20 protein-coding genes are annotated in these 23,238 nt (G+C 54.2%); 17 read left to right on the top strand and 3 right to left on the bottom strand.

All coding sequences use genetic code 11. From position 1 onward, the window contains the following. Positions 1-16 precede the first annotated feature (16 nt). From NG346_RS01355 to NG346_RS01315, 9 genes are all read left to right on the top strand, one after another. Entirely contained in the window at positions 17-1,801 is a 1,785-nt protein-coding gene (locus NG346_RS01355) for a RagB/SusD family nutrient uptake outer membrane protein (protein WP_262279008.1), read from the top strand. Beyond that, entirely contained in the window at positions 1,798-3,036 is a 1,239-nt protein-coding gene (locus tag NG346_RS01350; protein ID WP_262279007.1) for a BACON domain-containing protein, read from the top strand. Before NG346_RS01355 ends, NG346_RS01350 begins: the two co-directional genes overlap by 4 nt. 6 nt (positions 3,037-3,042) lie before the next feature. After that, entirely contained in the window at positions 3,043-4,599 is a 1,557-nt protein-coding gene (locus NG346_RS01345) for a calcineurin-like phosphoesterase family protein (protein WP_262279006.1), read from the top strand. 27 nt (positions 4,600-4,626) lie between these two features. Beyond that, complete coding sequence (locus tag NG346_RS01340; RefSeq protein WP_262279005.1) at positions 4,627-6,060, top strand: calcineurin-like phosphoesterase family protein; 1,434 nt, start codon at positions 4,627-4,629, stop codon at positions 6,058-6,060. A 205-nt stretch (positions 6,061-6,265) separates the two neighbouring features. Further along, entirely contained in the window at positions 6,266-7,225 is a 960-nt protein-coding gene (locus tag NG346_RS01335) for a LuxR C-terminal-related transcriptional regulator (protein WP_262288172.1), read from the top strand. A 332-nt stretch (positions 7,226-7,557) separates the two neighbouring features. Beyond that, complete coding sequence (locus tag NG346_RS01330) at positions 7,558-7,863, top strand: type II toxin-antitoxin system RelE/ParE family toxin (protein ID WP_262288171.1); 306 nt, start codon at positions 7,558-7,560, stop codon at positions 7,861-7,863. Positions 7,864-7,875: 12 nt separating this feature from the next. Beyond that, positions 7,876-8,220 (top strand): HigA family addiction module antitoxin, encoded by a 345-nt coding sequence (locus NG346_RS01325; protein ID WP_154535564.1) that lies wholly within the window; start codon positions 7,876-7,878, stop codon positions 8,218-8,220. A gap of 523 nt (positions 8,221-8,743) precedes the next feature. Beyond that, positions 8,744-10,018, top strand: coding sequence for a glycosyltransferase family 4 protein (locus NG346_RS01320; RefSeq protein ID WP_262279003.1), 1,275 nt, complete (start codon positions 8,744-8,746; stop codon positions 10,016-10,018). Further along, positions 10,015-10,782: a glycosyltransferase family 2 protein gene (locus tag NG346_RS01315; protein WP_262288170.1), complete on the top strand. Its 768-nt coding sequence runs from the start codon at positions 10,015-10,017 to the stop codon at positions 10,780-10,782. The genes NG346_RS01320 and NG346_RS01315 overlap by 4 nt, the downstream gene beginning before the upstream one ends. Positions 10,783-10,996: 214 nt before the next feature. Here NG346_RS01315 and recG read toward each other — a convergent pair whose 3' ends face one another. Genes recG through NG346_RS01300 form a run of 3 tightly spaced genes read right to left on the bottom strand, consistent with a single transcriptional unit; the run spans position 10,997 to position 14,414 of the window. After that, positions 10,997-13,132, bottom strand: a complete 2,136-nt coding sequence (gene recG / locus NG346_RS01310; RefSeq protein WP_262288169.1) for an ATP-dependent DNA helicase RecG — start codon at positions 13,130-13,132, stop codon at positions 10,997-10,999. A 23-nt stretch (positions 13,133-13,155) separates the two neighbouring features. Next, on the bottom strand, positions 13,156-13,845 hold the full coding sequence (locus NG346_RS01305) for a 2-C-methyl-D-erythritol 4-phosphate cytidylyltransferase (RefSeq protein ID WP_262288168.1): 690 nt from the start codon (positions 13,843-13,845) through the stop codon (positions 13,156-13,158). Further along, positions 13,845-14,414, bottom strand: a complete 570-nt coding sequence (locus NG346_RS01300; RefSeq protein WP_262288167.1) for a DJ-1 family glyoxalase III — start codon at positions 14,412-14,414, stop codon at positions 13,845-13,847. Before NG346_RS01300 ends, NG346_RS01305 begins: the two co-directional genes overlap by 1 nt. A 119-nt stretch (positions 14,415-14,533) precedes the next feature. Between NG346_RS01300 and NG346_RS01295 the strand changes: the two genes are divergently transcribed. The 8 genes from NG346_RS01295 (at position 14,534) to NG346_RS01260 (ending at position 23,222) form a co-directional block, all read left to right on the top strand. Then, complete coding sequence (locus NG346_RS01295) at positions 14,534-15,424, top strand: NAD kinase (RefSeq protein ID WP_262278998.1); 891 nt, start codon at positions 14,534-14,536, stop codon at positions 15,422-15,424. 102 nt (positions 15,425-15,526) lie between these two features. Beyond that, positions 15,527-17,218 (top strand): ABC transporter ATP-binding protein, encoded by a 1,692-nt coding sequence (locus NG346_RS01290; protein WP_262278997.1) that lies wholly within the window; start codon positions 15,527-15,529, stop codon positions 17,216-17,218. A gap of 48 nt (positions 17,219-17,266) precedes the next feature. Continuing rightward, the gene (locus NG346_RS01285; protein ID WP_262288166.1) at positions 17,267-17,986 is read left to right on the top strand and encodes an ABC transporter ATP-binding protein; all 720 of its coding nucleotides are present in this window, start codon (positions 17,267-17,269) and stop codon (positions 17,984-17,986) included. A 99-nt stretch (positions 17,987-18,085) separates the two neighbouring features. Beyond that, complete coding sequence (locus tag NG346_RS01280; protein WP_262288165.1) at positions 18,086-19,348, top strand: ABC transporter permease; 1,263 nt, start codon at positions 18,086-18,088, stop codon at positions 19,346-19,348. Between the two features lie 235 nt (positions 19,349-19,583). Further along, positions 19,584-20,828, top strand: a complete 1,245-nt coding sequence (locus tag NG346_RS01275) for an ABC transporter permease (protein WP_262288164.1) — start codon at positions 19,584-19,586, stop codon at positions 20,826-20,828. A 67-nt stretch (positions 20,829-20,895) separates the two neighbouring features. Then, on the top strand, positions 20,896-22,020 hold the full coding sequence (locus tag NG346_RS01270) for an efflux RND transporter periplasmic adaptor subunit (RefSeq protein ID WP_262288163.1): 1,125 nt from the start codon (positions 20,896-20,898) through the stop codon (positions 22,018-22,020). A 70-nt stretch (positions 22,021-22,090) separates the two neighbouring features. Continuing rightward, positions 22,091-22,597 carry an RNA polymerase sigma factor gene (locus NG346_RS01265; RefSeq protein ID WP_262288162.1) on the top strand — a complete coding sequence of 169 codons (507 nt, stop codon included), beginning with the start codon at positions 22,091-22,093 and terminating at the stop codon, positions 22,595-22,597. Continuing rightward, positions 22,584-23,222, top strand: a complete 639-nt coding sequence (locus tag NG346_RS01260; protein ID WP_262288161.1) for a DUF4974 domain-containing protein — start codon at positions 22,584-22,586, stop codon at positions 23,220-23,222. The genes NG346_RS01265 and NG346_RS01260 overlap by 14 nt, the downstream gene beginning before the upstream one ends. Positions 23,223-23,238 lie beyond the last annotated feature (16 nt).

Below are 23,238 nucleotides of genomic sequence, written 5' to 3'. Positions count from 1 at the left end.
CTAAAAATAGCAAACAATGAATAGAAAGATGATATGCGGGCTCGCTCTTGCCGCAATGACCTTTTCGGCGTGCAGCGACCTGCTCGACAAGGAACCGCTCAACAACATCGACTCGCGCGAGTTTTTCGCCAATGCTGAGGAGCTGGAGCTTTATGCCAATGGTCTCTACGTCGACATGATACCCAGTGCTGAGGATCTCACCAGCAGTGGCAGCGGCACGTGTGACTATCTGGCTACGAGCACGACCAGCTCGCTGCTGCAAAAAGATTTCGACGTGGACAAGATGTCGGGATGGACCTACGGCGCGTGGACCAATCTCTTCCGCTGCAACTATTTCCTGGAAAACATCGCAAAGGCCAGTGGCAGCGCTGATGCCGCCACTCTCAACCACTATCGTGGCATTGCCCGCTTCTGGCGTGCCTGGTTCTATTTCGACAAGGTGAAGACCTATGGCAACGTGCCTTGGTACAGCCACACCATCGACGCTGCCGACAGCGTGCAGCTCTATAAGACCCGCGACGACCGCGAGCTCGTCATGGACAGCGTGCTGGCTGACCTCGACTTTGCCGCCGCTCACCTCAAAGCAGACAAGACGCTGCCGGTGTCGGCCTATACCGCCTTGGCACTGAAGTCGCGCGTCTGTCTCTTCGAGGGCACCTATCGCAAATACCACACCGTCAATCCATCTACCAATGAACCGTGGAAAGAGACCAATAGCTCACGGCGATGGCTCGGCGAATGCGTCAAAGCCTCGGAAGCACTGATGGGCTCAGGCGTGTACGGAATTGTCAACACGGGACATCCCGAAACCGACTACCGCAGTCTGTTCCAGTCAGAAAAACCATTGGACAAGGAGGTGATCATGGCGCGGGAATACAGCAGTGAGCTGGTTGCCACGCACAACGTCACGCAGAAGTTCAACTCTGCCGGCAACGACACGCGCCGTTGGTCACCCACGCAGGACTTCGTCAACACTTACCTCAACCGCGACGGCAGCCGGTTTACCGACCTGCCCGGCTACGACAAGAAGACCTTTGTGGAAAACTGCACTAACCGCGACTGCCGACTGCAACAAAGCGTCATTACACCCTCTTACAAGAAAAACATCAATGGCACTGTGCAGCGCTACAATGCTACTTGGTCGGTGACGATGACTGGCTATCAAGTCATTAAGTTCAACATGGACGACACCTATTATGAGCAGACCAGCCGCTGTAGCAACGCTATCCCCATTTTCCGGTATGCCGAGATCCTGCTCAACGAGGCTGAGGCTAAGGCTGAGCTTGGTGAGATGGACGGCAAGGTATGGGACAATACCATCCGCCCACTGCGTGAGCGGGCCGGTGTCAATGGCGACGCGCCCACTGTGGCTGACCCCTATCTGGTGAAATACTATCTTGGAAAATGCTCGGATAAGTGGCTGTTGGAGATTAGACGTGAGCGTGCCATTGAGCTTTTCTTTGAAGGAGAGGGCCTGCGCTACGACGACCTGATGCGATGGGGTGAGGGCGAGATGCTCGCCGGAGAGTGGAACAGCATCTACATCGGTGAGAAAAACAAAGCCTATGACACCAACGGCGACGGTGTGAAAGACCTGGAGGTCTGCGACGGCAAACCCGCCTCGACGGTTTCCGGTATCTATTACATCAATCTCGCTAAGTCGCCTTACTACTCTTTCAAGGACGGAAGACTCTATATCAAGAACGAAAACGACTGGAGCGACAAGAAATATCTCCACCCCATACCACGTGCCGCACTGGTCAAGAATCCTAATCTCAAACAAAACTACGGATGGAAATGAAAGCATCATTCTTCATAGCTGCTCTCTTGCTCCTGATGGGAGTAGAAGCTCTTTCCTCATGCAATTCCGACGACAGCAACTTTGTGCTTCGCTCCGACTCACAGCTCCATTTCAGTTATGCGGCCGGTGAGCGTGACTTCACGGTGTGCACCGACGGCGACTGGTCGGTGACCACACAATCGTCGTGGCTGTCGTTCGACAAGACGAACGGAACGGGCGACGGCGCTACTCGCCAAAAGATACAGGTGATCTCGGCACGCAACACCGGTGCCGAGCGTCTCGACTCCTTTGTGCTTCATGCAGCGGGACGCGACCTGACCGTCTACTGCCGCCAGGACGAGGGCGCTCCTTTCACCTTTGGCAATGCCAAGTTCTCGGGTTCCTTGCAGATGGGCAAGCGTGCTGACCTCTGTGTCGTGTTGCCTTACTCTTATGGCTATCGGGGTATGACGCTGAAGTTGCACACCGCTTTGTCGGGCGCAGGGGCCGAAGGCCTTGTTGTCAACGACACCACGGTGACGCTCGGTGGCGAGACGGGTACGATACTGTTACCCGTCATCGGTGCCCCGAAGTCCGCCGGGCCGGTACTCATCAAGGTGTCTGCTGATGCGGCCGATGTCAGTCCCGTTGTCGTTCAGACCTCTGTGCTCTCGCAGGTGCTCCTGGAACAGCATTTCGACCAAATGGTTTGGGGTGGTGACGTCATCAACTATCAGCCGGGCGTCATGGGCGGCTTCATGGCGGGCGACGGCGGTAAGGTTGTCGACCCCAGCGTCGCTGTTGCTTCCTGCAAGGCTTCTGCTGACGGCAGCAACGACCTTATCCTCACCATGTCGGAGAGCTATCGACGGTTGCGCGGCTTCGAGGGCTGGGAGGGAGCACGCATCTATGAGCATCCGGGTTACGTGAAGATTGGAACGGCAAAACTCGTCGGTACGATCATCACTCCGGCGCTGAGCCGCTTGTCCGATGGCGTGACGACAGTCAGGGTGACCTGTCGTGTGGCACAGTATCTCAGTGAGTCTGGCGGTACGCTGACCATTCAAGTCCTCGGTGGCGGCACGCCTTCGATGGAGGCCTACGCCTATCAGCATGCCGGCAAGAAGACGGGATGCACCTGGGAAGACATTGCGTTCACGGTGACCGGCGTGACGAAGAACACAAAGATCGCGTTCAGCACGAAGGGCAACAAACGCTTCTGCTTGGACGATGTGGTTATTTCTGAAGGTAAATAAAGCGATATGAGAAGACAAGTTTTTGAGATTATCAACTTTGTGGTCGCCATGACCATAGGCATATTCTTCATCTGTTCCTGCTCTTCTTCCTCAGAAAGTGGGGGAGGGGACAACGGTGGAAAGACAACATCCACGCCAGCCGTACCTCAGCCCGACGCCGGCAATGACCTTTACGGACTGCTTCTCGACGACAGCGGAAAGCCTTGCACGGGTGTCACCGTCAGCGATGGCTATAGTTGCGTACAGACCGACAGCCGTGGCTTTTACCAGATGAAGCGCCATGAAGGAGCCCGCTATGTGTTCTACGCTACGCCGTCGGACTGCAAGGCGCGCCCCACGCAGTTCTTTCAGAAACTGAACACAGCAAAGGAGTATGACTTCACGCTCACAAGGCAAACCTCGTCGGTGAGTCATTTCGCACTCATCGCCATGGGCGATCCACAGGTGACCAACAATAGTCAGCTGGCCCGCTTCAAGGACGAGACGCTGACCGACTTGCAGCAGACCGTTGCCAGTCTGAACCTGCCTACGTGTGGCATTGCCTTGGGAGACATTGTCAACGACAAGCCAGACATGATGTGCTCGATGCGTTCTGTGCTCTCCTCTACCGACACGCCGTTCTTCTCTACCATCGGCAACCACGACAAGGTGAGGCAGACCGACGTCACGACGCCCAGAACCACCGACAACTACGAGCGGGCGTTCGGGCCGCTCAACTACTCGTTCAACCGTGGACAGGTGCATTTCATCTGTCTCGATGATGTGGTGTTCAGCAACAGTGAGGACTACGCCACCGGCATCTCTGATGATCAGATCGCCTGGATGAAGGCCGACCTGCAGAGCGTCCCCAAAGACAGATTGGTGATCGTCTACTACCACATCCCTTTGCGCGACAGCAATGCACCGGGCCGCGCGGCTATGCTCAGCCTGCTCAAGGACTACCCCAATGTGAAGCTCATGTGCGGACATACCCACTACTTGCAAAACTATCAGGTCAAGGAGCCCATCCAGACTGAGGAGCGCATCCACGGCACAGCGTGCGGAGCCTGGTGGCACTCGGTCATCTGTACCGACGGCACGCCCAATGGCTACGCTGTCTATGAGATTCAAGGCAACAAGATCATCAACCAGTATTACAAGCCCACGCGCTACGACAAGTCGTTCCAGATACGTCTCTTCCATGGCAACGCCTTCTTTGGCGGACAATACGGTACCTATTCCTATGGGCTCCCTTCCGACTATGTCGTAGCCAACGTGTTCAACTATGACCCGCAATGGCATGTGAGCGTCTATGAAAATGGGAAGTATAGTGGTGAGATGACCTCTGCGCTGAGCTACTTCAAGCAGGACGCCTGGGCTGTGGGACTCCATCTTGGCGTGCTCAACCGCGATGAGAAGAACTATGGAGTCACCTGCTATCACGACTTCGTCTACAAACTCAAGAACCCTAAGGCCAAGGTCAAGGTGGAAGCTGTAGACGAGTATGGCAACACCTACACGCAAGAGGCGTTTACCACCTCTCTCGCTGAGGCCGAGAGCTATGGCAGCGCAGCGGCTAAATAACTTCATCAACAAGAATTCCAAAGCACAATGAAAAAGATAACAACTCTATTTCTCCTTTCTGCCATGACGCTCTCTGCCATGGCGCAGCAAACCTCTTTCGTATTGAAAGGTGAGGTGAAAACGCCTGCCGGTAAAGGTATCGCGCATGTCGTGGTCAACGACGGACTTCACTTCACCACCACCGACGAACAAGGACGGTGGACGCTGACCAGCGACACCTGTTTGAGCAAGTTTGTCGCCATCTCCACTCCCGCCGACTATGAACTCAACAACGACCATGGTCTGGCTCGGTTCTATATTCCCATGGCAAAGGCAGTAAAGAGCGGTAACAACAACGATTTCGTACTCCGCAAGCGCAAGAAAGGAGCTGACCGCTTTACCTATATTGCCATCAGCGACCCGCAGATGCGCAATGAGAAAGAGGTGGGACGATGGAAAAACGAGACGCTCAAGGATCTCACTCACACCGTAGATTCGCTGAAGAGCCGGGGCGAGATCATCGGCATGACGCTCGGCGACCTGGTCTTCGACACGCCTAACCTCTTCCCTACGTACGCTGCCTCGTGTCAGAACCTGGGGTTGATGATGTTCCAGACCATCGGCAACCACGATCTCGACAAGCGCTATCAGGATTTGCACAACATGCGGCTGGGCACGCCCGTTTATGCCGAGCAGAACTATTTCCGCTTTTTTGGTCCTACCGACTACTCGTTCAACATCGGAAAGATACATGTCGTGACATTGAAAAACATCAATTATGTAGGTCATAAGAAATATATCGAGGCCATCACCGACGGGCAGTTGGCCTGGTTGGAAAAGGATCTGAGCTATGTGCCGAAGGGCTCTACCGTGTTCCTCAACATGCATGCTGCCGCATGGAACACAGTACAGGGCGACGGCAACATCCGCAATGCAGCCGAACTGAAGCAGGTGTTGAAGGACTATCGCGTGCATGTCTTCTGCGGGCATACCCATTATTTCCAGAATATCGTGGTCAACGATCATCTCTATCAGCACAACATCACGGCGGCGTGTGGCGCTTGGTGGGCAGGCAGCGTGGGAGTGTGCGGTGCGCCCAACGGCTATCTCATCGTTGATGTCAACGGTGACGACGTGCGCTGGCACTTCAAGCCGACGGGTGAACCCGTGACTACACAGATGCGGCTCTACGTGCCGGGCACCTTCCGTCGCGATCGTCAGCATCTTGTGGCCAACGTCTGGGACTATGATCCGGCGTGCACGGTGACCTGGCAGGAGGATGGTGTCGACAAGGGGACGATGGAACAGTTCACAGCCACCGACGAGATGTATATACGCATGGAGAACGCGCTCTACCGCGATGCCGGCGAGCAGCCCACCGGGCATCTCTTCCGATGCAAGCCGGGAAAGAAGGCCAAGAGCGTGACCGTAACGTTTACCAACCGCTTCGGCGAAAAATATAAGCAGGAGATAAAGCTGTAGCGAATCTGCATCGTTGCGGATATACACAGACGAGAATACACACAGACACGTATCGGGGGCTAAAGGCGGTAATCAGCCTTTGGCAAATCTCTCAATGCTAACGGGGGTGGCAACGAACTTTTGTTGTCATCCCTATTTTTAGGTATTGCGTGACTGAAAGAAAATGTGTAATTTTGCATACAGTGAACAAGAATCAGCTAAGGCAATGAAAAACGTGAAGATGTATGAGGCGGGCGACAAGATGATATCGGTCATCCGTGACAACTATAATATCCTGCAGGCAATGAACTCCTTTGGCATCTACCTCGGCTTCGGCGACAAGACGGTTGATGAGGTGTGCAAGGAGCAGGGAGTGGACACCTTTACCTTCCTGACGGTCATCAACTACACGGTCAATGGTTACGAAGATAAGCTCGGTGTGGACAAAATCTCCATTCCTACGCTGCTCAAATATCTGCGCGCCAGCCACGATTACTATCTCGACTTCCAACTGCCGTTGATTCGCCGTGAGCTCGCCGATGCGCTCGACGAAAAGGACAATCTCGCACGCCTCATCCTCAAACTGTATGATGAATACGCCCATGGCGTGACGGTGCACATGCGCTACGAGGAGAAGCATGTCTTCCCTTACGTGCAGAAGTTGCTCGACGGTGAGACGTCTGACAACTATGACATCGACACTTATTCCAAGCACCACAATCAACTTGACACGAAGCTGAGGGAACTCAAGAACATCATCATCAAGTATCTGCCTGCCGACGGACCCCACAACAACAAACTCATGGCCACACTCTACGATATATATAATAATGAGGAGTGGCTCCATCTCCACTGCAATGTGGAGAACGACATCTTCATTCCTGTCATCCGGCATCTCGAAAACCAGCGGAAGCAACAGAGTGTGGAGCTCAGCGCCATCCCCGGCATGGTGAAACACGAGGGTGAGAACGACCCGCTGAGCCAGCGTGAGCGTGATGTCATCGTGGCGCTGGTGCAGGGAATGTCCAACAAGGAGATAGCCGACCATCTGTGCATCTCCACCAACACGGTCATCACCCACCGACGCAATATCGCCAAGAAACTGCAAATACATTCACCAGCGGGTCTGACCATCTATGCCATTGTCAACAAGTTGGTGAGCATAGATCAAACAATGCAAAAGTAGGGGGGCTCCAGACCCTCTTCTCCCAGCCTCTTCCCCCTAAGATGGGGAAGAGAAAATGCTATACCCAAGTCCCAAGCATGAATTTTCTGAGTCTTTTATCTAAGGCTTTGTACTTTTGCTTAAGATGAGTAAGTGTGCCTGGAAAGAGTTTCTTCAGTTAGCCTCTTTCCATTCTTTTATGATTTTGTCAGTGCCACTTCCTGCCTTTTCCGCTACGCCCGGCATGGCAAAATTTTGTGCTGAAATAGAATAACCGGCCGCAAACTTACGAATATTGAAAATAGTTATTATCTTTGCAAACAAATGATATACGGACGCTATGATTGTCACTTTTGAAAAAGGAATTCCTGCAGAACTTGTATGAGAATGGTAAGGCAACGGATATGAAGCACTGGTATCAACCCCAAATCGTAAAGAAGTACAAGAAGGTTGTTGATATAATGAAGAGTGCGAAACACGTCCTGACACTTACCCAAATAGGTTCACTACATTATGAGAAATTGCATGGTGACAAAGAAGGCCTTTCATCAGTAAGGGTCAATAACCAGTACCGTATAGAATTTGAGGAGACTAAGCAGAATGAAGAAGATATTTCCACTATCTGCAATATAACGGAATTAAGTAGTCATTATAAATAGGAGGATGTTATTATGATACACATAGACGGAGTTAAAGACAATATGATAGCTAACAACGTGGATCCTTTTGAGCCAACTCATCCTGGAGAAGTTATCCGGGATGAACTTGAAGATAGAGGAATGTCGCAGCGTCAGCTTGCTAAAAAAATGGGTATGTCCTATTCTGTTCTCAACGACATTATCAACGGCAAACGTGACATAAGCGTTGAATACGCCATGATGCTTGAAGCTGCATTGGGCATTGATGCAGACTTCTGGATTAACATGCAGACGCAGTATTCAAAGCAGATGGCAAAACGGGACAAAGGGTTCCTGTCAAAGCTTGAGAATATCAGGAGAGTTGCCGCAGTACTTTAACGGATGGAACCAATACCAACTATAAAGGAAGTTACGCATTAAAAGTTAGGGGGCTACCTTTGTGGGAAGAAGTTGCGGAATCTCAATGTTATTTAGGTAAAACTGGTTCGTTGCTTTCTCCCTCCTTTTTAGGGAGGGGAGGGTCTTCAAAAAAAATACGCTGAAACTCTCAACGAGCTCCAGCGTATAGCCTATGTTTAACTAAAAATCCTTTTCAAATCAAACGTCGACCTCACGGTCTCCGTTATCATCCGTTAAACAATCTATCAAATCTACCTTAAACCTAATAACTAAAAACCTAAATCTATTACTACTAACCTAAACAATCTATTAACCTTTTGACGTGTGCAAAGGTACTGTGATTTTCTTATTCTCACAACATTTTCCGTTATAATTAAATAGGAAAAAGCCTTTTATTGATGTAAATCAATGGGTGTTTGCGTACACATAATAAAATATCGCAGAATCGTTGGTCGTTGGGCATTCTTTTCGTAACTTTGTCTTAGTAATAAAGAATAAGACTATGCGTGTACTCATTGTCAACACCAGTGAAAAGACCGGAGGAGCCGCTGTGGCTGCCAACCGGCTCATGGAGGCACTCAACAACAACGGGGTGAAGGCTAAGATGCTTGTGGCCGACAAGCAGACCGACAATATCACGGTGGTGGGCCTGCCCCATCCGGGTCGTCACCGCCTTCACTTTCTGTGGGAGCGTTGGTGCATCTTCTGGCGTCTCCACTTCAAGCGTGACCACCTCTTCGAGATTGATACTGCCAACTCTGGCACCGACATCACCTCTCTGCCCGAATATAAAGAGGCGGATGTGATACATCTGGCATGGATCAACCAGGGGATGCTCTCTCTGAAAGATATCAACACGATTCTGGAAGATGGCAAGCCGGTGGTATGGACCATGCACGATATGTGGCCCGCGACGGCTATCTGCCACTACGCGCTGACGTGTCACAACTTCACGACGCACTGCCAGCATTGCCGCCTCCTGCCCGGTGGTGGCGGTAAGCACGACTTGTCTTATAAGGTATGGGAGCGTAAGGCAAAAATCCTTGGCAAGCACGCTATCAAGTTCGTGGCGTGCAGCCGGTGGCTTGCCGGCGAGGCCCGTCGCAGCCGACTGCTTGTGGGACAGGACATCACGGCCATTCCCAATCCCATCGATACGCGGGTGTTCCGTCCCGGCGACCAGCGTCAGGCTCGGCTGGGCATGCATCTGCCACTCGACAAGAAGCTGATCCTCTTTGTCTCACAGCGCGTCACCCAGACGATCAAAGGCATGGACTATATGGTTGAGGCTTGCAACAAACTCGCCGCTGACCACCCTGAACTCAAAGAGCAGTGGGGCGTGGTGGTCATGGGAGGACATGCCGACGAGATCGCAGAGCAGTTCCAGTTGCCTGTCTACCCCCTGGGCTATGTCAACAACACGCGGGCTATCGTGCAGGCTTATCAGGCTGCGGATGTCTTCGTTATTCCGTCGTTGAGCGATAACCTGCCCAACACCATCATGGAAGCGCTGGCCTGCGGTGTGCCGTGCGTAGGCTTCAACGTGGGCGGCATCCCCGAGATGATCGATCACCAGAAGAATGGCTATGTGGCCAAGTACCGTTCGGCCGACGATCTCGCGGCAGGCGTCTACTGGACGCTCCACGAGGCTGACCATCAGCAGCTCAGCCGTGAGGCTGTGAACAAGGTGGAGCGCAACTACAGCCAGCAGAGTGTCGCCGTGAAATATATAGAGGTTTACAGTAACGCCATCGCGCAAAGAACATTCAGAATATGATCAGGTTTACCGTTGTCACCATTACGTATAATGCGGCTCCCGTGTTGCAGTCCACGCTCGACAGCGTGCTGGCACAGAACTACGCCAACGTGGAGCACTGGATCATCGACGGCAAGTCGACCGACAGCACCGTGGCGATGGCTGAGGACTACCGGCGACAGACCGAGCAGCAGGGTAGCCCTCATGTGGTATGCATACAGAGCGAGCCCGACCGTGGCCTCTACGACGCGATGAACAAGGGGCTGGCGTTGGCCACGGGCGACTATATCGTCTTTCTCAATGCCGGCGACGCTTTCCCGTCGGCCGACACGCTGCAGCATGTGGCGGACTGTGTGAAGCCCGGCGAACCGTTGCCGGGCGTGCTCTACGGCTTTACCGACATCGTGGACAGCGAGCGCCGCTTCGTTGCGCACCGCCGTCTGCAACCGCCCGCTCGTCTGTCGTGGCGCTCGTTCTGCCGGGGTATGCTTGTCTGCCATCAGGCGTTCTATGCCCGGGCCGACATTGCGAAGAACAATCCCTATGACCTGCGCTATCGCTTCTCGGCCGATGTGGACTGGTGCATCCGTGTGATGCGTGAGACTCAGCGCCGCCATCTCATGCTTGTGCGTGTCAACGAGGTGGTGGCAAACTACCTCGACGGGGGCATGACAAACAAGAACCACCGTGCCTCGCTCATCGAGCGCTTCCATGTCATGGCCCGCCACTATGGTCTCATCACCACGCTGTTCATGCACCTGTGGTTTGTGGTGAGAAGGAGATAAAGGGCAACTCTTCTCTACTCATAAGCTATATGGGGTTGAGTATGAAGTGCTGGGTTAGGACGGGCATAAAGTCCGTCCCACATGTCACCCCATTTGGCCTCTATCATATTGGTCCGGTCGCGTGTTGGAATTGTTTATCCATCATTTTACTCCCCTCTCCTCTTGGAGAGGGGGGGAGGCTGTTGGAGAGGGGCATGGGGCGAGGCCACTTTTCTTATGATATCTCCGACCAGTTGATATTCGTCTTCCTCAGTTCCCGCAGATGATTCCACAGAAGACTATTGGCGGGAAGGTTGCATTCCGGGTCAGCATCGATGACCTTCTGAGCCTCATCGCGTGACAGCTGTACGAGTTGTCCGTCTCGCGCGATGTCCGCAATCTTCAGGTCAAAGGCGATGCCACTCTGCTGTGTGCCCTCCAAGTCGCCGGGCCCGCGCAACTTTAGATCAGCCTCAGCAATGCGGAAGCCATCGTTGGTGTCGCACATGATGTCGATGCGCTTGCGCGTCTCTTCCGACAGTTTATAGTTCGTCACAAGGATACAATAGCTCTGTTTGGCACCACGTCCCACACGTCCGCGCAGCTGATGGAGCTGAGAAAGACCGAAACGCTGGGCATCGAGGATCACCATCACCGAGGCATTGGGCACGTTGACCCCTACCTCTATCACCGTGGTGGCTACTAATATTTGTGTTTCGCCCTTGAGAAATTTCTGCATCTCCGCTTCCTTTTCCACCGGTTTCATGCGTCCGTGCACCTTGCTCAGACGGAACTCCGGAAACACGTCGCACAGCGCCTTGAACCCATCTTCCAAGTTTTTCAAGTCCATCTTCTCGCTCTCTTCTATCAGCGGGAAGACGATATACACCTGTCGGCCTTGGTGGATCTGCTGACGGATACCCTGATAGAGGCTCGTCATCTGGTTGTCATATTTATGAATGGTGACGATCGGCTTGCGTCCCGGCGGCAACTCATTGATCACACTCACGTCGAGATCACCGTAGAGCGTCATGGCCAGCGTACGCGGTATCGGCGTGGCAGTCATCACAAGGATATGCGGCGGGTTGTCGCTCTTGCCCCACAGCTTCGCACGCTGCGCCACGCCGAAGCGGTGCTGCTCATCGACGACGGCAAGCCCAAGACGATGGAACTGCACGGTGTCCTCGATGATCGCATGCGTACCCACGAGGATGTTGACGCTCCCGTCGAGCAGTCCACCAAGCACTTCCTTGCGTCTCTTGCCCTTGACGATGCCGGTGAGTAGTTCCACGCGCACGGGCATGTCCTTCAAGAACTCGCGGATCGTAGCCAGATGCTGTTCTGCCAGAATCTCCGTGGGTGCCATGATACACGCCTGAAAACCATTGTCCAGTGCGATGAGCATAGCCATGAGCGCCACAAGGGTCTTGCCCGAGCCTACGTCACCTTGCAACAGCCGGTTCATCTGACGGCCTGAGCAGAGGTCGGCACGGATCTCGTGCATGACACGTTTCTGTGCGCCGGTAAGCTCAAAGGGCAGGTTGTCGCGATAGAAGTCGTTGAAGAGCGGGCCGATGCGCTTAAAAACATAGCCCTGATATTTCTTGCGCCGCTCCGAGGTATAGCGCAGAATGTTGAGCTGCACGTAGAAGAGCTCTTCAAACTTCAGCCGCATCTGCGCACGCTGCACGTCGTCCATCGACTGCGGATAGTGGATCTTGCGCAACGCGTCCTCGCGTCCGATGAGGTGAAGGCGGCTGATCTGCTCGGGCAGCAGCGTCTCGGGAATCGCACCTTGAGGGATACGGGTGACAAGTGCCTTGGTCATCTTCTCCAACGAGCGTGATGTCATACCCCGGTCCTTCATCTTCTCCGTAGTCATATAATAAGGTTGCATGCCCATCTCCGTGACATTGCTCTCACCGACTTTTTCCATGTCGGGATGGGCAAACTGCCATCGCTGTTGGAAGATCGTGGGGCGCCCAAAGACGATATACTCCTGTCCGATCTTATAGGTCTGCGTGACATAGCGCAAGCCGTGGAACCATACTAAATCGACAACGCCACTGCCATCGGAGAAGTGTGCCACCACACGACGCTTCTGTCCCGGATCGGTGTAAGTGTCATAGCTGAGTATCCGCCCCTTGATCTGCACGAAAGGCAACGATCCTGCGCTCGCCACGTTGTCGAAGAGCAAGGGCGACTGGAACTCCGCGATGCGATAGAACTTCGTGCGGTCTACGTATTTGTAAGGGTAATAGCCCAGCAGGTCGCCCCATGTCTTGATATGGAGCTGACTGTCGAGCAGGTCCTTGCGATGAGGCCCCACCCCTGGCAAATACATGATGTCCTGACTCAGTATGTCTGTCATACCACCTTATTATATATATAACGTTACCCGAGCTGTTGCTGGATGAGCGCCTCAGCGACAGCGAGGTCAAAGGGCGTGGTGAGCTTGATGTTCTCACGATTGCCTTCTACCATTGCCACCTGACAGCCCATGGCCTCGATGACCGAAGCATCGTCGGTGAAGTTCTCCTGATAAGGCTGTTTAAACGCCTGCTTGGCCAGCGTGATGTCGAAGACCTGCGGCGTCTGCACCACGCGATAGTCCGACCTGCGCACATTGCGGCCACCCCCCTGCTCGTCGACATAGCGCAGCGTGTCGGTGACAGCGTACACAGGAATCGCCGCATAGTCCTCACGGGCAGCCTCGAAACAACGGTCGATGACTTCCTTGGCAACAAACGGACGCACGCCATCGTGGATGGCCACTACGCCACACGCGTCGTCAGGCACTAGAGCCAGTCCGTTGCGCGAACTCTCGAAGCGCGTAGCACCACCGTCGGCCACCTGATGAGGAATGTCAAAGGCATATTGCTCACACAGCGACCGCCAATAACTTTGCTGTTCCTTGGGCAAGACAAGGATGAGACGCAACAACGGGTCATAGTCATGAAAACGCTCCAGCGTGCGCATGAGCACGGGACGGCCGCCGACGGGCAGAAACTGTTTGGGCACGTCACTGCCCATGCGTGTACCCTTGCCGCCGGCGACGATGATCACATAGTCCTGTTCTGCCATCACTTAGCCTCCATCAGGTGAGCATACTGCATCTTCTTTTGCAACTCGCGCGTCTTCTCCCCACCGATGAAATAGCTGAGGATGCGATAAGCGTAAGGCAACGTTGCGGCCGGTCCCTCACCCGTGATGATGTTGCCATCCTCCTGATAGAGCTCTGCCGTATAGGTGGCGCCAGTGAGATATTTCTGGAAACCCGGTGAGCAGGTAGCCTTTTTCCCGTTGAGGATGCCAATGCCGCCGAGCACCATCGGTGCCGCACAGATAGCAGCCACACGCTTACCACTGTTGTATTGCCACAGCATCGCCTGGCGTACGCCTTCATGGGCATTGAGGTTGGTGGAACCAGGCATGCCGCCTGGAATCATCAGCAGGTCAGCGTCGCGATAGTCCTCCGGACGGGTGAACAACAGATCAGCCTTGATGGTGATGCCGTGCGACGACTCCACAAATTCAGAACCCGTCACACTCACCGTATGCACCTCCACACCACCCCGACGAAGGATGTCAACAGGTGCCAAGGCTTCTATCTCTTCAAAGCCATTGGCAAGAAATTCATAAACTTTTGCCATGATTATTGTCCTTTTTCAATAAATAATCGTATTTTTGTAACTGAATCAAATGCAAATATACAAAAAGTTCGTCATACAGACGAACAATACATGATAAAGAAAGCAAAAAACAAACAGATATGCCACAGAAGCATTTACGCTTTGCCCTCTTCGGCAATGCATTCCAAGCGCGGAAGTCGGTGGCCATACAGCATATCACCGACATCCTCAAAGCCCATGACGCGGAGGTACTCATCGACCGTCCCTACTATGAATTTCTGGTCCGTGACCAGCATCTTGACATCTGGCATACGGACGTCTTCGACGGTGAGGACTTCACGGCAGACTTCGCTGTCTCGCTCGGCGGCGACGGCACCTTCCTCAATGCGGCCAGCCGTGTCGGCGCGAAAGGCATTCCTATGCTTGGCGTAAACATGGGCAGGCTGGGCTTCCTCGCCGACGTGCTGCCCAGCGAGGTGAGCATGGCCTTCGAAGAAATATACAATGACACTTACAAGATAGAGGAGCACTCTGTCATCCAGGCCGAGGCGGTCGGCGAACAACTCAGTGGCTGTCCTTTCGCTCTTAATGACATCGCACTGCTCAAACGCGACATGGCCGCCATGATATCTGTCCGATGCAGCATCGACGGGGAGTATCTCGTCACCTATCAGGCCGACGGCCTGATCATCTCCACGCCTACGGGCAGCACCGCCTACAGCCTGAGCAACGGCGGACCCATCATCGTGCCGTCGGCGCAAAACCTCTGTATCACGCCCGTGGCACCACACAGTCTCAACATCCGGCCCATCGTCATCAATGACAACAACGAGATAGAACTCGACGTGGAGAGCCGCAGCCACAACTTCCTCATTGCCATTGACGGACGTTCGGAAAAGCTCACTGACAAAACCAAGGTCGTCATCCGCAAGGCACCCTATCAGGTGAAGATCGTCAAGCAGCACAATGCCCACTACTTCTCCACCCTGCGCGACAAACTCATGTGGGGGGCTGACCAACGGCAACAATGAGGATCAGACGACTCACCACAAAGGTTGTTCTATAAAAATACGATCGTTTCTCTCTGATTCTTCACAGATATCATACGATCACTCCTCTCTGGTTATTCATAGATGAAAATACGAAATCTCTTCAATCTCCCCAAGTCCAAGTACGACACCCGCTCCATCGTGCGGTGGCTGTGGCAGGCGTGGCGTGGCAACAGGCTGCAAGCCATGCTCAATGCCGTCATCGGCCTGCTCGGCGTTGTGGTGTCGCTGGCGCAAGTAGGAGCCGTGCAACATGCCATCGACGTGTCTACGCCCGCCCTGCAAGGACATGCCTGCAGTCCCCACCGCATCGTCATCGCCGTCATCGTCATGGCACTGCTCATGGTGGCAGGACTGCTTCTCACCATAGCAAGCACGTGGGTGAGCAACATCCTTGGCATCAGGGCACAGAACCGCATGCAGCAACGGATGCTCGACCGCATCCTGCGCACACAATGGCACGGCAAAGAGAAGTTCCACTCCGGTGATGTCCTCAACCGACTGGAGTTCGACGTGAACAATGTAGTGACCTTCCTCACCGAGACCATTCCCGACTCGCTCGCCGTGCTTGCCATGTTCATCGGCGCGTTTTGCTATCTCTTCGCCATGGATGCTGTGCTGGCTATCGTCACCATCGCCATCATCCCCGTGTTCGTCGCTGTGAGTAAGATCTACGTCAGACAGATGCGGCGCCTCACCAGCGAGGTACGCTCTTCCGACTCTAAGGTGCAGAGCCTGATGCAGGAGACCATCCAGCACCGTATGCTCATCAAGACGCTTGAAAGTGAGACACCCATGACAGAGCGCTTGGAACAGACACAAAGCATACTGCGCCATAAGGTCGTGCGCCGTACAGTATTCTCTGTCTTCAGCAATATCGTCCTATGGCTGGGCTTCCGCCTGGGCTACCTCATCGCCTTTCTCTGGGCTGCCCTACGCATGTCGCGCGGCTCGCTGACCTTTGGCGGCATGACCGCTTTTCTGCAACTCGTCGGCCGTATACAAGGACCGGCGCGTAACCTTACCAAGCTCGTACCGCAGGCTGTATCGGTGTTCACCGCCGCCGAGCGACTGATGGAACTGGAGGAAGACCCGCTCGACGAGACGGGAGAGCCCATAAGACTGGAAGCACCTTGCGGCATCCGTCTCGAACATGTGTACTATCAATACGAAGACAAGGACCGTGAGATTCTTCATGATCTGAGCTTTGACTTCCCACCTGCCTCGTGTACAGCCATTCTCGGCGAGACGGGAGCCGGCAAGACGACACTCATCCGTATCCTCTTAGCACTGCTCTCTCCACAGCAGGGAAAGGCCATTATCTATAACAACCACCATCAGGAGACTGCGCTCACTCCACTGACACGCTGCAACTTCGCCTATGTGCCACAGGGCAACACCCTGCTCAGCGGTACCATCCGCGACAACCTGCGCTTAGGACGACTGACGGCAACAGAGGAAGAGATGAAAGAAGCCCTTCACAAAAGCTGTGCGGACTTTGTCTTCGACCTGCCCGACAGCCTCGACACGCTTTGCAGCGAGGCGGGAGGAGGACTCTCGGAAGGACAGGCGCAGCGCATCGCCATCGCACGCGCACTGCTCCGCCAAAGCAGCATCCTCGTGCTCGACGAGGCTACATCTGCCCTCGACCCGGAGACAGAACGCAAACTGCTCAACAATATCCTCGCCGACCGCAATACTACGGTCATCTTCGTCACGCACCGTATGGCGGTCATCGACTACTGCGACCAGACACTGAAAATAGTAAGAAATTAAAGAATACTGTGATTCTTCTTCACGAATAACAAAAAGTTAGAAAAGACTATGATTCATCTTCACGATATCAACAAGACCTACTTCGGTGCCCAGCCGCTTCATGTGCTTAAGGGCATCAGCCTCGACATCGAGGAGGGTGAGTTCGTCTCCATCATGGGAGCGTCGGGCTCCGGAAAGTCTACGTTGCTCAACATCTTAGGTATCCTCGACAACTACGACAGTGGGGAATATATCCTCGATGGCACGCTCATCAAAGACCTCAGCGAGCGCCGCGCCGCTGAATACCGCAACCACTTCATCGGCTTCATCTTCCAAAGTTTTAATCTCATCGGCTTTAAGACTGCCGTAGAGAATGTGGAGCTTCCACTCTTCTACCAAGGTGTGTCGCGACGCAAACGCCATAAGATGGCATTGGAATATCTTGAGCGCCTTGACCTGCTGCCCTGGGCTGACCACTATCCCAACGAGATGTCGGGCGGACAGAAGCAGCGCGTGGCCATCGCACGCGCCCTCATCGCCAATCCGAAGGTCATCCTCGCCGACGAGCCTACCGGCGCACTCGACTCCAAGACGAGCGTGGAAGTGATGGAACTGCTCAAAAGCCTCAACGAGGAGGAGCACAAGACCATCGTCGTCGTCACACACGAGAGCGGCGTGGCCAACGAGACCAACAAGATCATACACATCAAAGACGGACTCATCGGAAAGATAGAGGAGAACCTCGACCACCACGCATCGCCGTTCGGCATCAATGGAGTGATGAAGTAAAAAGCCTTCCCCATCTTTTCCCCCAAGGGGGAGGAAAGAAAGCAATACCTGAAGAATAGTAGACGTGAAAAGACACTTCAAAACATTATTCAACAGCTTATGATTGACCTCTTAGAAGAAATCTGGGCAACCGTCAGACGCAACAAGCTGCGCACAGCCTTGACCGGCTTTGCCGTGGCGTGGGGCATCTTCATGCTCATCTTTCTGCTCGGTGCCGGCAACGGACTTATCAACGCCACGGAGAGCAATTCGGGACGCTTCCTCGACAACTCCATGTCGGTGGGAGGCGGCACGACCTCCAAGGAATACAAAGGACTGAAAGAGGGCCGGCCGATACAGTTGCAGGACAAGGACATCAACAGCACCCGACAGAAGTTTGCTGCCAACGTCGACAGCATAGACGCACAGATAAGCCACTCCGGTGTGACCATCACCTATGGCGAGAACTACCTCAGCACCGAGATCGACGGTGTCTCGCCCATGCATGCCCGCATCAACAAGATAGAGATGCTCCACGGACGCTTTATCAACGACGTCGACAACAGCCAGCAGCGCAAGGTCATCGTACTCAACGAGGACCAGGCCAAAGAGCTCAACGAGCACGACCCGGCAGCTCTTGTAGGTCAGTACGTGAAGATGGACAGCCTCGCCTTCCGCGTGGTCGGCATCACGCAGAGCGACCAGACCGGCATGAACGCCAGTGCTTACCTGCCGTTCTCCACGCTGCGCATCATCTACCAGATGGGCGACAAGGTCGACAACATCAACTTCTCGTTCCATGGCTTACAGACCGAGGCGGATAACGAAGCCTTTGAGAAACGCTACAAGGCCACGCTCAACGCCAACCACGATGCCGCCCCCGACGACGAGGATGCCGTATGGATCTGGAACCGCTTCACACAGGCCATGCAGATGAACATGGGCATGGGCATCATCCGCAAGGCACTGTGGATCATCGGCCTGTTCACACTGATGTCGGGTGTTGTCGGCGTGAGCAACATCATGCTCATCACCGTCAAGGAGCGCACGCGCGAGTTTGGTATCCGCAAGGCGATCGGAGCCACGCCGGCCTCTATCCTTCGCCTGATTATCATCGAGAGCATTATCATCACCACGTTCTTCGGCTACATCGGCATGCTCTGCGGCATTGCCGCCAACGAATATATGGATGCTACCATCGGACACGAGCAGGTAGATGCCGGACTCTTCAAAGCCACCATGTTCCTCAACCCTACCGTAGGCTTTGACGTGTGCATAGAGGCCTTGGTGGTCATGGTTGTCGCCGGTACGCTTGCCGGCCTCATTCCCGCCCGCAAAGCTGCGCGCATTCGACCCATAGAAGCGCTGAACAATGTTGAATGATGAGTTATTCAATGACGAATTACGTATGACGAATGATGAGCTATTCAATGACGAATTACGTATGACGAATGATGAGCTATTCAATGACGAATTACGTATGACGAATGATGAGCTATTCAATGACGAATTACGGATGACGAGTTACGAGTTGTCTCATAACTACTCATGATAGCTTGCCAACCGCCAAACATTTATTTATACATTATACATTATACATTATACACTATACATTATTATGCGTCTTGACATCGACACCTACCGCGAGATACTCGACACGCTGACGCGCAACAAGAGCCGTTCGTTTTTGACAGGCTTCGGCGTGTTCTGGGGCGTGTTCATGCTCGTGGCCCTCATCGGCGGGGGCGACGGGCTGAAGGACCTGCTGAGCAAGAACTTCGAAGGCTTTGCCACGAACTCGGCACTCGTCTTTGCCCAGCCGACGACAAAGCCCTACGACGGTTTTCGCAAGGGACGGCAGTGGAACATGGTCTACAAAGACGTAGACCGACTCAAAGCACAGGTTCCCGAACTCGACGTGGTCACGCCGATGGTGGCACGCTGGGGCAGTGTGGTTGTCTTCGGTGACAAGAAGAGTACGGCCAGCGTCAAGGGTGTGGAACCCGACTATGCCCAAGTGGAGCAGCCCAGCCTCTACTATGGCCGGTACATCAACCCGATGGATATGGCACAGCACCGTAAGGTATGCGTGTTGGGCAAGAAGATCTATAAGACGCTCTTCCCCGGCGGCGGCAATCCCTGCGGACAGCTCGTACGCATCGACTCGCTCTACTACAGTGTTGTCGGCGTGGACTACAGTTCCGGCAATATGAACATCAATGGTTCGGCAGAGGAGAGCGTCATCCTGCCCATCACGCTCATGCAACAAACCTATAACCTCGGTGACCAAGTAGACATCATCAGTCTCACAGGCCGTCCCGGTGTGGTGCTCAGCAAGCTCAGCAGCCGCATCCGCGGCATCATCGCCCGCGAACACCATGTCGACCCGACAGACGAGAAAGGCATCACCGTGTTCAACACAGAAGTGCTCTTCGGCATGGTCGACAGTCTGTTCAAAGGTGTGAACTATCTGGTATGGCTCGTAGGTATCGGCACGTTGCTGGCCGGAGCCATCGGAGTGTCAAACATCATGATGGTGACCGTTCGCGAGCGCACCGTCGAGATCGGCATCCGTCGCGCCATTGGTGCCACGCCACGCATGGTGCTCTCACAGATCATCACCGAGAGCATCGTGCTGACCATCGTGGCCGGCATGAGCGGCATCCTCTTTGCCGTGGCTATTCTCCAGCTCTTGGAGATGGGCAACACCACCGACGGCATCGTGCAAGCGCATTTCCAAGTGAGCTTCTGGACTGCCGTCGGTGCCATGGCCCTGCTCAGCGTGCTCGGCGTACTGGCAGGACTGGCACCTGCCGCCCGCGCCATGAACATCAAGCCGGTGGATGCCATGAGAGATGAGTAGCCCCCCAAGGGGAAGAGCCAACACAAGATTCCAGCACAATTGAAAAGAAAATAACTACAATAGAATTATGAAGAAGTATAGCAAGTTTATCGTGGCAGGCATCATCCTGCTCGTCTTCATCGCCACCTTTGTATTCTTGTGGATGAAGAGTCAGCCGCAGCCCGTGGCCTACGAGGAGTTCACACCCGCGCTGAAGGACATCCGCAAGACGACTGTCATCACGGGCAAGATAGAGCCACGCAACGAGATCAACATCAAACCGCAGATCTCCGGCATCATCGTCAAGCTCTATAAGGAAGCCGGACAGCACGTCCAGGCCGGTGAGGTCATCGCCAAGGTGAAAGTCATCCCCGACGAGTCACAGCTCAGCTCGGCACAGGCACGCATCCGCTTAGCAGCCATCAACGCCCGGCAGGCCAAGATCGACTACGACCGCATGAAAGTTCTATACAACAAAGGACTGGTCTCCGGCGATGAATACGATCAGAAGCGCAAAGCCTTGCAGCAGGCCGACGAGGAGGTACGCGCCGCCAACGAGAACTTAGAGGTGGTGCGCGACGGCGTGTCGTCCGAGAACGCCAGCACGAGCAGCACGCTGATACGCTCCACGGTGAGCGGACTCATCCTTGATGTTCCTGTGAAGGTCGGCAACACGGTCATCCTCTCCAACACGTTCAACGACGGAACGACCATCGCCACCGTTGCCGACATGAACGATCTCATCTTCCGCGGCAACGTCGACGAGACAGAAGTGGGACAGCTCGTCACAGGCATGCCCATGCGCATCACCATCGGTGCCCTGCAGAACGAGAAGCTCGAAGCCTCGCTGGAATATATCTCGCCCAAGGCCACCGAAGCCAACGGCACCAACCAGTTTGAGATCAAAGCAGCCCTGCACGGACTCGGCACGGCACAGATCCGCTCAGGCTACAGTGCCACGGCAGAGATCGTATTGGCACAGGCCAACCAAGTGCTCACCGTACCCGAGAGTGCCATCGAGTTCCAAGGCAACAACACCTATGTATATATTATCCATGGCACCGGCGACAAGAAGACTTACACCAAGAAGCGCGTAACCACAGGACTGAGCGACGGCATCAACATTCAGATCACCAGCGGACTGACCAAGGCCGACAAGGTGCGCGGACCGAAGATCGTCAAGGACGACAATAGCGACGACAACCACGCATAGCGAATAACAGAGAGGAAAAAAACTTGTTACTTGGTTAGGTTTCTCACAGTTCATGTGTATATATAGGTGAATGAAGAACAACGAGACCATAGCACAACTGTTCCGCCAGCACTATCCCGACATGATGCGGATGGCGCGGCTGCTCCTCCACGACGACGCGGAGAGCGAGGATGTCGTAGGTGAGGTGTTCGCCTCTCTCCTGCACAAGGACATCCTCCCCACGGGCTCCACGGTGCGTGCCTTTCTGATGACCGCCGTACGCAACCGTTGCCTCAACCTCCTGCGCAACCGCACTATCCAACAGCGCATACAAGGACTCTACCTCCTTGACAGCCAAATGGGCGACAGTGCTGACGACATGGAGGAGCGCATCGACAACGTGAGACAAGTGCTCGACAGCGATCTCGACGACACCTGCCGACGCGTGCTCACACAGCGCTACGACCAGCAGCTTTCCTATGCCGAGATCGCCAAGACGGAAGGCATCAGCGAGACAGCAGTGTACAAACGCATCCGAAAAGCCTTGGACTCGCTCAAAGAGAAACTACAAAACAAACAAGACCATGGACAAGATTGAACGACTCATCGCTATGATGGAAAAGCCTGACCGCTATTCCCAGGAGGAATGGCAGCAGGTGCTCAGCGATAAAGACTGCCGGGAATACTACCGGCTGATGTGCGACACGTCGGCCGCACTCCACGACCACCGACCCGACGAAACAGAAACGGAAGAGGCTCTGCAACGCTTCGAGAAGCGATACATGCCTGAGAGACGACACGTCTCCATCTGGCGACAAGTGGCCGCCGTGTCCGCCGGTCTCGTGCTCATCTCGGGACTGGCCTTCGCCACCATCACAATGATAAGACACCGTCAGCAGGCTCCTAAGAAGGAACTCGCCGTAACTCCCGTCAAGGCAAAAGCCACAGCAAAGACTACAACCGCTGTCCGCAACACCATCAAGAGCCAACCGCAGGAATCAAACGGCATGAAGCAATTCATCAACACACCCGTTGCCAACATTGTCAACGAGATCGCTTCCTACTACGGTTTAAAGGCTGAGATCCGCAACTCTCAGGCAGCGAGCATCCGACTTTACTTCAACTGGAACCGTCAGTGCAGTGCCGAACAGGTGGTGAGCCAGCTCAATCAGTTCGACAACATCCACATCTCACTCGACGGTAGCAGCCTCGTGCTGGAATAATCAAGGAGGATCCAAC

The organism is Hallella absiana (assembly GCF_025457485.1).
In the GTDB taxonomy this organism is placed as follows: Bacteria; Bacteroidota; Bacteroidia; order Bacteroidales; family Bacteroidaceae; genus Prevotella; species Prevotella absiana.
This window is presented reverse-complemented; position numbering and strand designations above follow the sequence as displayed.

Excerpts from the sequence above, each read along its gene's own strand:
- NG346_RS01355 (WP_262279008.1), top strand. The coding sequence starts at position 17 with ATGAATAGAAAGATGATATGCGGGCTCGCTCTTGCCGCAATGACCTTT.
- NG346_RS01350 (WP_262279007.1), top strand. The coding sequence starts at position 1,798 with ATGAAAGCATCATTCTTCATAGCTGCTCTCTTGCTCCTGATGGGAGTA.
- NG346_RS01345 (WP_262279006.1), top strand. The coding sequence starts at position 3,043 with ATGAGAAGACAAGTTTTTGAGATTATCAACTTTGTGGTCGCCATGACC.
- NG346_RS01340 (WP_262279005.1), top strand. The coding sequence starts at position 4,627 with ATGAAAAAGATAACAACTCTATTTCTCCTTTCTGCCATGACGCTCTCT.
- NG346_RS01335 (WP_262288172.1), top strand. The coding sequence starts at position 6,266 with ATGAAAAACGTGAAGATGTATGAGGCGGGCGACAAGATGATATCGGTC.
- NG346_RS01325 (WP_154535564.1), top strand. The coding sequence starts at position 7,876 with ATGATACACATAGACGGAGTTAAAGACAATATGATAGCTAACAACGTG.
- NG346_RS01320 (WP_262279003.1), top strand. The coding sequence starts at position 8,744 with ATGCGTGTACTCATTGTCAACACCAGTGAAAAGACCGGAGGAGCCGCT.
- NG346_RS01315 (WP_262288170.1), top strand. The coding sequence starts at position 10,015 with ATGATCAGGTTTACCGTTGTCACCATTACGTATAATGCGGCTCCCGTG.
- recG (WP_262288169.1), bottom strand. The coding sequence starts at position 13,132 with ATGACAGACATACTGAGTCAGGACATCATGTATTTGCCAGGGGTGGGG.
- NG346_RS01305 (WP_262288168.1), bottom strand. The coding sequence starts at position 13,845 with ATGGCAGAACAGGACTATGTGATCATCGTCGCCGGCGGCAAGGGTACA.
- NG346_RS01300 (WP_262288167.1), bottom strand. The coding sequence starts at position 14,414 with ATGGCAAAAGTTTATGAATTTCTTGCCAATGGCTTTGAAGAGATAGAA.
- NG346_RS01295 (WP_262278998.1), top strand. The coding sequence starts at position 14,534 with ATGCCACAGAAGCATTTACGCTTTGCCCTCTTCGGCAATGCATTCCAA.
- NG346_RS01290 (WP_262278997.1), top strand. The coding sequence starts at position 15,527 with ATGAAAATACGAAATCTCTTCAATCTCCCCAAGTCCAAGTACGACACC.
- NG346_RS01285 (WP_262288166.1), top strand. The coding sequence starts at position 17,267 with ATGATTCATCTTCACGATATCAACAAGACCTACTTCGGTGCCCAGCCG.
- NG346_RS01280 (WP_262288165.1), top strand. The coding sequence starts at position 18,086 with ATGATTGACCTCTTAGAAGAAATCTGGGCAACCGTCAGACGCAACAAG.
- NG346_RS01275 (WP_262288164.1), top strand. The coding sequence starts at position 19,584 with ATGCGTCTTGACATCGACACCTACCGCGAGATACTCGACACGCTGACG.
- NG346_RS01270 (WP_262288163.1), top strand. The coding sequence starts at position 20,896 with ATGAAGAAGTATAGCAAGTTTATCGTGGCAGGCATCATCCTGCTCGTC.
- NG346_RS01265 (WP_262288162.1), top strand. The coding sequence starts at position 22,091 with ATGAAGAACAACGAGACCATAGCACAACTGTTCCGCCAGCACTATCCC.
- NG346_RS01260 (WP_262288161.1), top strand. The coding sequence starts at position 22,584 with ATGGACAAGATTGAACGACTCATCGCTATGATGGAAAAGCCTGACCGC.